Annotated in this window: 10 protein-coding genes; 4 read left to right on the plus strand and 6 right to left on the minus strand. The window is 58.3% G+C overall.

Features of this window, described 5'->3' with window-relative positions; translation table 11 throughout:
• Together ACOSYY_RS02315 and ACOSYY_RS02320 are read left to right on the plus strand one after the other, a co-directional pair.
• Window positions 1-2,626 (plus strand): UvrD-helicase domain-containing protein (locus tag ACOSYY_RS02315; RefSeq protein WP_421660658.1); only part of this gene is annotated, 2,626 nt, incomplete at its 5' end.
• A gap of 18 nt (window positions 2,627-2,644) precedes the next feature.
• Window positions 2,645-3,022, plus strand: a complete 378-nt coding sequence (locus ACOSYY_RS02320) for a metallopeptidase family protein (RefSeq protein ID WP_421660659.1) — start codon at window positions 2,645-2,647, stop codon at window positions 3,020-3,022.
• A 39-nt stretch (window positions 3,023-3,061) separates the two neighbouring features.
• On the opposite strand, the gene lgt is transcribed toward ACOSYY_RS02320, so the two are convergent.
• Window positions 3,062-3,859, minus strand: coding sequence for a prolipoprotein diacylglyceryl transferase (gene lgt, locus ACOSYY_RS02325; protein WP_526023268.1), 798 nt, complete (start codon window positions 3,857-3,859; stop codon window positions 3,062-3,064).
• Window positions 3,860-4,319: 460 nt separating this feature from the next.
• Between lgt and ACOSYY_RS02330 the strand changes: the two genes are divergently transcribed.
• On the plus strand, window positions 4,320-4,589 hold the full coding sequence (locus ACOSYY_RS02330) for a YtxH domain-containing protein (RefSeq protein WP_421660661.1): 270 nt from the start codon (window positions 4,320-4,322) through the stop codon (window positions 4,587-4,589).
• Between the two features lie 84 nt (window positions 4,590-4,673).
• On the opposite strand, the gene ACOSYY_RS02335 is transcribed toward ACOSYY_RS02330, so the two are convergent.
• A complete protein-coding gene (locus ACOSYY_RS02335) occupies window positions 4,674-5,054 on the minus strand; it encodes a Tll0287-like domain-containing protein (RefSeq protein ID WP_421660662.1) in 381 nt (126 codons plus the stop codon).
• Window positions 5,055-5,069: 15 nt separating this feature from the next.
• Entirely contained in the window at window positions 5,070-5,453 is a 384-nt protein-coding gene (locus tag ACOSYY_RS02340; protein WP_421660663.1) for a hypothetical protein, read from the minus strand.
• Between the two features lie 30 nt (window positions 5,454-5,483).
• On the opposite strand from ACOSYY_RS02340, the gene ACOSYY_RS02345 reads away from it, so the two are divergent.
• Entirely contained in the window at window positions 5,484-5,786 is a 303-nt protein-coding gene (locus ACOSYY_RS02345; RefSeq protein ID WP_421660664.1) for a hypothetical protein, read from the plus strand.
• A gap of 166 nt (window positions 5,787-5,952) precedes the next feature.
• Here the strand turns inward: ACOSYY_RS02345 and ACOSYY_RS02350 are convergent, their stop codons facing one another.
• The 3 genes from ACOSYY_RS02350 to ACOSYY_RS02360 all read right to left on the minus strand — a co-directional run.
• A complete protein-coding gene (locus ACOSYY_RS02350; RefSeq protein ID WP_421660665.1) occupies window positions 5,953-7,272 on the minus strand; it encodes an HlyD family secretion protein in 1,320 nt (439 codons plus the stop codon).
• Window positions 7,273-7,276: 4 nt separating this feature from the next.
• Window positions 7,277-8,791 (minus strand): efflux transporter outer membrane subunit, encoded by a 1,515-nt coding sequence (locus tag ACOSYY_RS02355; protein ID WP_421660666.1) that lies wholly within the window; start codon window positions 8,789-8,791, stop codon window positions 7,277-7,279.
• A partial coding sequence (locus ACOSYY_RS02360; protein ID WP_526023267.1) for an efflux MFS transporter permease occupies window positions 8,788-9,892 on the minus strand: 1,105 nt, incomplete at its 5' end. The genes ACOSYY_RS02360 and ACOSYY_RS02355, both read right to left, overlap by 4 nt.

Genomic DNA, 9,892 nt, shown 5'->3' on the forward strand with positions numbered 1-9,892 from the left:
GAATCAGCTCATGAACGCGTATGACCGGCCGAAGCGCCGCAAAGTCGAACATATGCTCGCTGCGACGGGGTCTGTGATGCGGCTTGTGGCGGAAAAAGGGCTGCCGGGCCGGCAAGACTTGACGTCGTCAGAACGAGAATGGCTCGACAAGGATCTCGGGAACGCTGTGAGTGAATGGGAGAAGAGCGATTTCAAAGAGGCCGCCGCGCTCATTCGGACGGCGCAACAGCTTCTGTCGGTCGACCATGCATTCTTGAACGAACTCTTGACCCTGCTCCTTCCGCTGGTGCGGAACATTCGCGAGACCTTTTCTCGGCAAGGCTGGCTTTCGTTCGACGGGTTGCTGGCGCGGGCACGGACACTTCTCTTCGAACACCCGTCCGTCCGTGAGCGGATTAAGCGGGATTATCGAGCCGTGCTGGTCGATGAATTTCAGGATACGGACCCGGTGCAGTACGAGATCATCCTTGCCGTCTCGGAGCGGCAGGGCAGCCGGGCCGACGTCTGGCACGACATGCTGCTCGAACCGGGGAAACTCTTTATTGTCGGAGATCCGAAACAATCGATCTATGCCTTCCGGCGTGCCGATATCGAAGCCTTTGATCGCGTTATGGAGAAAATCACAGCGGGTGGTGGAATGGCCCAAACATTGACGACGAACTTCCGAAGCGACGCGGCGGTCTTGGAACCGGTGAATGAGATCTTCGATCGGCTGTTCGAACGGAGGCCGCTGGTCCAGCCGGCGAATGTCCGTCTGGAGGCTCACCCTCAACGGTGCGCGGCGTCGATCGAGCCGGGCGTTCGTCTCAGCGTGACAACGCCGGATGGCGAAGAAGAGACATTCGATGCCGCAGGGGCGACGAGAGGCGAGAGCGAAGTACTGGCCCGCTGGCTGACCGACGAGGTCCTGAGTCGTCCTGCAATGAAGCCGGGCCATGTGGCGTTGCTGTTTAGAAAGCTCACGCAAGCCGATGCCTACCTCGATGCCTTGCGCCGGCACGACCTTCCCTATGTCATCGAAGGGGAAAAACATTTCTATCGCCGCCAAGAGGTGCTCGACCTCGTCAATCTGATGAGGGTCTTGGAGCATCCGCATGACGAGGTCGCCTTGACCGGCCTCCTTCGTTCGCCACTCGGTGGTCTGACGGATCGGGAACTTTATGAGCTCAAGCAGGCGGGGCATTTCAATTATCTCCGCGCGGCGCGCCTGGAGGGATGGCTCCATGCCCGTGCCGCTGCCGTTCGAAGACTGTATGAACATCTGGCTTGGCTCCACCGGATGATCCCTGTGCTGCCATTGACCGAGGCCATCGAGCTGATGTTCGACCGATTGCCGATTTTGGACTTGGCTGCCGCGTCACTTCATGGCGAACAGGCCGTGGCGAATCTCATGAAGGTGAAACAAATGGCTGCGTCATTAGCCGACCGTCCCCACATGACCTTGAGCGGATTTGTGGAACTCATGATCGCCCGGCTTGAAGAACAACCGGACGAATCGGAGAGCCCTCTCGCCGAGGAATCGCTCGAAGCCGTGCATGTCTTGACCATTCATAAAGCCAAAGGGTTGGAATTTCCCATTGTCGTGCTGCCGGGCCTCCATCAGGGGAGCGGGCGGGAGCGGGGCGTGTCGCATGTCTCCTATGATTGGTCGAGTGGAACCTACGGGCTTTCCCTGGACCGCCATTGGTCTCTCGGCTCGCTGATGGTCCATCACAAGCTGCGGCTGCGCGAGGAGGCGGAACGGCGACGGGTGCTCTATGTGGGGATGACCAGGGCCAAGGACTTGTTGTTATTATCAGGGGGGAGCACGACCCGATCGGTCGGTGAAACGGTTTTCGACCTGCTGCGGAACATTGGTACAGGGGAAATCGGAACCGCCTCAACTGAGGCTTTGAAGGTCGGAGGCAGCGCGATTCCCCATCGAGTCATCAGAGCACCGGAACGGAAGCGGCCCAGCCGACGCATGGACGGGGCGGACAGTACGGCACTGATTGACCACGAGAAAGTTGCCGAGCTGTGGAAGATAAGGACCGCTCGATGGGCTGAGATTCGTCAAACTCCACATCATGTGACGCCCACGACGCTGGGCCAATCAGCGGCGTCGGTCATACGCGAGACGACTCAGGTTCGACAAGATGCGGAGATCGGGCGGTTGGCCGGTGTGGTGGCCCACCGTCTGCTCGAGCGATGGGATTTTTCACAGGACCCATCCGGCTTATATACGCAGGTTGCCTCAGCCCTTCAGGCGGTCCTTGGACCGGACGATCAATCCCATGCCGGAACAGTCGCTGAATCCGTGAACGATCTCCTTGCAACGTTCAGTCGATCGGAAGCTTATGCGCGTCTCCGTTCATCCCGGATCCTTGGTCGAGAGGTTCCGTTCATCATGCCGTGGGGGGACAGGCAGGTCATGGAAGGAGTCATCGACATCATCTATCAGTTTGATGGCGAGCTTTGGATCGCCGATTATAAAACGGATGCTGTCTTGGCCGATGAGGCGGTGCTTCATGCGGAGCGATACCGAGTGCAAAGCCAGGTGTACAAGGCGGCTGTGAAACAGAGCCTGAGATCTGAGCCCCGGTTTCACTGTCTGTTCCTTCGTTGCGCCGCGGCGGTAGAATTATGAGGGTAGGAGACAATGGAAATGGCCGGCCGGGACCATATCTCATCTGAAGCCTTTGCGCAGCTGGTTCAACAGGCGATTGCTGATCTGCCTTCCCCGTATGCCAAGTTGATGGAATCGATCGCCGTCGTGGTAGAGGAAGAACCTCCGGAAGAGGTCTTGCGGGATCTGGATCTAGACGGCGAGGACGACTTGCTTGGCTTGTACCAAGGACAGTCGCTGGCGGCTGATTCATTTTTCAGGTCGGGAGGGGAATGCCCGCCACGGATTTCCATCTATCGCGGACCGATCCTGAGACTGTGTGAAAGCCCGGAAGAAGTGGTGCAGGAAGTGTACGACACGGTCGTTCACGAACTGGGCCACCATGTGGGCTTGGACGACGACGAGATGCCGTACTAAGTGAGTATCGAGATTCGAGTCCCGAGTCGAAGCACTGCCTTAGCTCAACTCCACCGACTTTTGGCTTTCCCTCTGGTAGCCCAAGAGAAGCATGACGGCTCCAACCACCACCATGGGCAAGGAAAGGATTTGTCCCATGGTGATCGGTCCCAAGAGAAATCCTAAGTGCTGATCGGGTTCACGGAAGAGCTCAACGATCAGTCGGCTGATGCCGTAACCGGTGATGAAACTCCAAAAGACTGTGCCGGGCGGGTTAGGACGTCGATCGATCCACCATAATGCTGTAAACAAGACAAAGCCTTCCAGCGTGGCCTCATACAATTGCGAGGGATGGCGGCAAGCAGGCCCCCCTGCTGGAAAGACCATGCACCAGTCCACGTCTGTCGGCCGACCGAAGAGTTCACCATTGATAAAATTCCCTATCCGGCCGAACCCTAGGCCGATGGGAGTGACGCAGGCTGCCAAGTCTGCGATGGTATAGGCTGGAATTCCTTGCCTTCGGCTGAACCAGATCAGCGCGATAATGGTTCCGAGGAGCCCGCCGTGGAAGGACATGCCTCCTTCCCAGACCGCGAGGAGTTTCAGTGGATTTTGGCTATAGTACGAAAAGTTGTAAAAGAGGGTGTAACCGATCCGCCCGCCGAGAAACACGCCGAAGGCCGCGTAAACGACCATGTCGTAGATCTGGTCTTTCCTGATCGCCAACCCTTTCCGGGCAACTTTGTGCTGAATGAGAAAGTACGCCGCGGTCAGGCCGATCAGGTACATCAGCCCATACCAGCGGAGCTGGATGGGGCCCAGCGACACGAGAACCGGGTCGATATCGGGATAGGGGATGGCGGCTGGATGGCCCATTACTGTGCTTTCAGAATAGTCCTTCGTGAGACGACGTTTATAGCTTGAGGGAAACACGAATCAAGCATCATCACAGTACCCTTTGGGACCTCCGGCAAAAGTTGCCGCAGGATCATACGGTGGCTCACTTGTCAATGCAAGCGCGCAAAGATTAGAGACGATTAAAGGTTGGCGCCAGCAAAGCGGCTTCCATGGCTGCTTTGCAAGTCTGTACGAATTGAAAGTGTTGGTTTTCTGAAACGACTGTGGTTCGCTCTGTCGAGAAAAAGAGACCAAATATTAGTCACCTCTCATTGACAAAAAACGCCACCTACTGTTTTTCGCGGGAATCCTCTCCTTGACGCGCATTCATATCCTGGCACAGAGCATGCTCAATGGTCTCGGCTTAGGAAGAATTGCTGAACGATCTTCCGGCTCATTCACCATTATGAGGAGGTTCACCATGTCGGAGCAGGGGAATCAGGTCGCCAAGGCAGCAGCATTCATCGCCGGTGGGGCGGTCATCGGAGCGGGACTCGGGCTCCTCTTCGCTCCACAGACCGGTGTGGAAACTCGTCGAAGCATCAGCCGCTATGCCCGCAAGGCGCAGATGCAGACCAGCCGATGGGGCCGTGCGATCAAATCGGGTGTGGAAGAAGTGCTGGACCGCAAGCCGGCAAAAGACAAGAATAGCGGGGAATCGCGGCCGCAATTGACCGCGGTGCTGAACTAAGCTTCTCGAGGATCATCGGTAACAGATCACCCCGTCGCTTCCTCCGTCGGCACGGGCTGTCTGTTACCGATGGTCCGAGGGGATCTAAATACTGATGACCCCCGCCAGTTCTCCTACTCGAGCACCCTCTCTCGGATAGCCTGAAATGTCCAGGATCCCTTTGGGATTTCCGTCGCGGGTGAGGCAATCCTCCGAATAGTAGATCGGCATCATGGTTCTCAGTAGCTTTCCGCCGTCGATCCATTCGACGATCGGCGTGGTCGAGGCCCGTTGGTTTGCAAGCCGCTTCAGCACCATTTCTTCATACGCATCCGGAGTATTCTTCAAGTTCCTCGGCTCGAGGGTCGTCTGTTTTATCGTGACGTTGGAACGCTTCGAGAACTTCCGCGCGGCTTGGCTGCCGGTGAGGAAGTTCTTTATCTCTTCTTTCGATCGCGGTTCATTCGCTACAGCCTGCATGGCCATAATCGAGATCCCTTCCTACTTATCGAATGTCCAGCTGAAGATCAACGCTCCGCCGTCGGCAATATTCGGATGCTGATGAACATCACGATAGGGCCTATGGCCGTCATGCAAATAGGGGTCCGGATGGATGAAACGAAATCCATCATTCGCGGAGGCCTTCTCGGGCGGAGGAGGGCCAAAGAACTGCGCTCCCCCCGTCTGAAGGTAGCTCGTCTTGTCGGACGCTTTTGGGGAATGCGTAAGATTGCGTTCGTTCTGAGGTCTCGTTACGACTTCAGCCAAAGGCGGATCGGCAGCAAGCCATCCGACGGCGAGCACCGGTAGAGCGATGTATAGCCCAACGATTGCCCGTCTTCCTGTTCCTCGGCCGGCCGTTGCGAACATGGTTCTGAATTTCATAATTTTCCTCCTTACCGATCAAGAAACGCGATGCAGATTGCTCAACCGGAGTCGAGTGACGTCACCGCTTCCGTATTTGTGCGATTCATACAGGCTACCGTGCCGGTCGATCGAAATGTCTTCTCCTGTGTTCCGGCTCCTGACCGGACCGCAGTCGCGCAGGGCCGAGACCGGATTCCGGCCCCAGCAGACCTGATCCGGGACCAATGGACGGAGACAGAGGGAATGTCGGTGAGCCAAGATCCGGGCTTCGTGGCGGAATATGAGACTCCGGGGGGGCGCTTGGAATACGTGGTGTGCGCGATCCACCGTGAGCATTCGGAAGGTCTGTGATCCCAGGTGATCCAACGGGGTTTGTTCGACGATTGCCGTATAGGTCGTGATCCTGACCGTACACGACGGCGCCATACGTCAGAAGGATAGCGGCCAGCATCGATCCGAGGAGGATATCCTTCATCGCCCACCCACTCTTTCTTGTTCCCTCGTCGAACGCGACGGTTCATTTGAAGAGGTTTGAAATAGTCGTATCCGTTTTCCAGACCCTTCGATTCTCGCCCACCGACTCGCGACCGTTCCCAAACGTGTTTCGGCGCCCGGCTTCGTCGCTTGGCTTCAACAGGGATGAAGAGCCGCCTGACACCAGATGGGTTTTCATGACTTCTTCTGCCAAGGAGTCCGCGTTGCTGAATTCGTTATCGTAGACGTCGGTCTGATATTCCTCGGTGTCGGCTTTCGCCAGAGACGACCAGACGGATTGGCCGACATCGTTGACGCGAATCTTTGTGACCGTCGAGAGGCCGGGCCTGATAGGATGCTCGCGCAGTTCATCGGCCTCCAGCGCGATCCGTACCGGTACCCGTTCGGTGATGTGGATAAAGTTACCGGTGGAGTTGTCCGGCGGCAACAGCGCGAACGGGCTTCCGGTGCCGGGCACCAGGCCTTCCACCGTGCCGCGAAACGTGTGTTTGCCGCCGTAGAGGTCCACGCGCACTTCGGCCGTTTGGCCCGGCCGGATGTCCGCCAGGTCGGTTTCGCGCAAGTTGGCTTCCACCCAGAGATGGTCCAGCGGAACGATCGTCATGAGATTCGTGCCCGGCTTGACCCGGTCGCCGACCTGGGCCTTGCGTTTGGCCACGTATCCGGACGTCGGGGCTCGGATCTGCTGCCGCGCATATTCGAGATGTGCGTCGATGAACTCATGTTTCGCCAGCTCGACCGCCGGATGTTCCATCACTGTCGTGCCGCCGATCCGGGCGTCGAGCGCGTCGTATTCGGCCTGTGTTTCCCGCACATCTGCTTCCAATGCCTGCAAGTGATCAAGCGCATTCTGGAGAATCTGCTTCGACACGGCTCCGCTGGGTACCCCTCGGCGGTACCGATCCATGTCGTGGCGGATCACATCGTGCCTAGCCTTGCGAGCCGCCAATTTTTCCGCCAGTTGTCGTTGCGTAAAAAAGAGCGAGTTGATGTGGCGGACCGCCTCGCCGAGTCGCCCGCGCGCCCGTCCCAGCGCCGCAGAGGCTTCATGCTCATCGAGGCGGACCAGCACGTCGCCTCGATTCACGAACTGAGTTTCCTCGAACAGCACTTGCGTGATGATCCCGCTGGCCTGCGCCGTGACCGACACGAGGTTGCCGGTCACGTAGGCATTGTCGGTTTGAACCCAATGCCGGGCCGTCGTCCACCAATATCCGCCATAGGCGAGGCCTGTCAAAATCAGCACGAGGGCCACGATCAACAGCCGCCGGTTGCGTTGTGCGTGCAACGACTCTTCAGCCGGCTGCGGCGAGGGCGGGAGAATGGAATGGGTATCGCTCATACGTTCAACTCGTCGGGTCCTCAGGTTTCTTTTCCACGTCGGGATTGGTGTATCCGCCGCCTAATGCCTCAATGAGATCCACCGCCGCTACCAGTTGATCGCTCTCCAGTGCCCGCAGAGCATATTCCTGCTCCAGTACCGGATAGCGATGGCGAAGGACTTCCCGGTCGTCGTCCAGCCCTGACACGACCCGCACTTTCGCCAGGCGCCAGTCCTCGGTGAGCGACGCCACCAAGCGGTGATGCGATTCCAGCATCTCGCGCGTCGACTGCCAGGCGCTCAGGCTGTCCGCGACTTCCCGCAGGGCGTAGAGCAGCGTGTCTTTATACAGTTCCACAGCCGCATCGTACTCCGCCCGGTGCACCGCCAGTTCGCCTCGCAAACGGCCGCCTTCGAAAATCGGCAAGCGCAGGCCAGGCGCGACGCCGTAGGAAAAACTCTGTCCTGAGAACAGAAAATTGGCCAACTTATCGGCGCCGTTGCCGGTGAACGTCAGGGCGTTGAACCCGACGAAGGCGGTGAGATCGATCGTCGGATAGAACTGCGTCCTGGCGACCTTCACCATCCGCGCAGCCGAGTAGGCGCGATACAGTGCCGCGGCCAAATCTGGTCGGTGGACCAGCAATCCGCTCGAGAGGTGCTCAGGAACGGGTACCTGCTCAGGAATGGTTGCGGAAGGAGCCGTGAAGAGGTGTCGACCGTCGTCCGGTCCGGTGCCCATGAGGCGGGCGAGCAAATTACGCTGGATATCCAACTGATCGTGAACCGAGGCTTGGCGTTTGACTGCCGCTTCATAGTCGGCGATGGCTTGTTTCACAGCCAAGTCGTTATCTAATCCCAGTTTGGACCGAGTCTCCGCGAGAATCCGAAGACGGCGGCGTAGATCGACGATGGCGTGGACCAATTCCAATTGGCGATGAAGCGCATGGCCTCGGAAATAGGCGCGGGCGATGCCGGTGGTCAGCCGGAGTCGGACTTCAGCCCGTTCCGCTTCTTGAGCTGCCGCATGGCCGAGCGCCGCGTCGAGCGTCGCGCGATATTTACCCCAGAAGTCGAACTCGTACCGAAAGGTGAGAGGATTGATCATGCCGAGCAGGACGCGGGCTCCCGCGGCTTGAGGATTCAGCGCCGCGAAGACTCCGTGTTGCGAGATGCGCTCGTAGGTGAGGGACGCGTCCGCATCCAGGAAGGGAAGCAGGCGTGCGCCTTCCACACGCACCAGCCCTTGCGCCTCCCGCAAACGAGCCGAGGCCACCTTGAGCCCCGGATTGTCGCGCAGCGCCGTCTCAATCAGGCGGTTGAGCTCGGCGTTCCGGAATTGTTCCCACCACCGGTCGTCAGGCCATTTGTGTAACCGGTTGGTGACCTCCTCAAGGGTTTCCTGCAATTCGGGCGAGACCATATAGGTAGCCGGCGGATCCCCTTTCGGAATCCACCAACTGCATCCGGTCATCATGACGATGACCGACAGACACAAGCTCGAGACCCATGGGGAGACGATCGATCGTCCTTCGATCATGGTTGCTCCATCATTTCTTCCGCCTGCCGCTCGCGCACGGCTTCCGCCGGCTTCAGCACGGGCACGCGGCTGGAATGCGCGAACCAGACCAGCGCCGCCATCCCCAGACAGAGATAGCTCGACAGGAGGAACGCGTCATTCAAGGCGAGGATACCGGCCGCCTGTTTGATCGTCAGTTGCACCTGGCGTTGGATCATGTGGGGATCGAACCCGAGTGTCTCCAGTTTGGTCGTGAACTGACTGAGCGCGTCATACGAAGCGGAGATTCTCCCGCCGAAATGGTCGCTGAGTTGCAGTTGATGAAAGGGGAGACGGCGAAAGACGACGATCCCTTGCCAGGTGATCCCCATGGCGCCGGCCGCGATGCGAAGAATATTGGCCGTCTCCGCGGCGCGAAGCATTTGCTCACCCGAAAGGCCGTGCAACGTCAACACGGTCAACGGCGTGAAAAACGAGCCGAGGAAGACGCCCTCGAGCACCATCGGCCAAAAGATCTGATCGTACGAGTGGGGATCATCGAAGAGCCCGATCCAATAAAACGTGGCGGCGAATCCCAGGCCGTTCAAGCAAGCCAGCCATCGCACGTCCAGCTGTTTTGCGATTTCGTGCATCAGGGCGATCATCGGCAGACCCAAGAGAAGCATGGGGAGGAACACCAGACCGGCCAACTCCGCGGAATAGCCTAGCAACATCTGCAGTTGAACGACGAAGAGGGAAAGCAATCCTTGAATCGAAAGGAAACCCAGGCCGAGACAGAGCAAGCCGACCGAGAAATTCCGATGCGTGAATAACCGAAGATCCATCGCCGGGCGGCGTTCTCCGAGCTCCCAGACGATCCAGACCGGGACAGCCACGATGACGACGACCAACATGGCGCGTAAAAGCGGATCGTCGAACCAATCAAAGTCGTTTCCTCCGTTCAAAATCGTCTGAAGGCTACCGAAGATCACGAACAACAGGATGAATCCGACGAGGTCGAACGGCTCATGGCGAGCATTCTTTCTACGTCCGATATTCACCTGAATCATCAGTTTCGGATGACGCGGGAACAAGCCAAGCAGCGTGCCGTGGAGATGGTCCAGCGGGCACGGACTTATGTCG

It is taken from the genome of Nitrospira sp. BLG_2 (genome assembly GCF_049222245.1).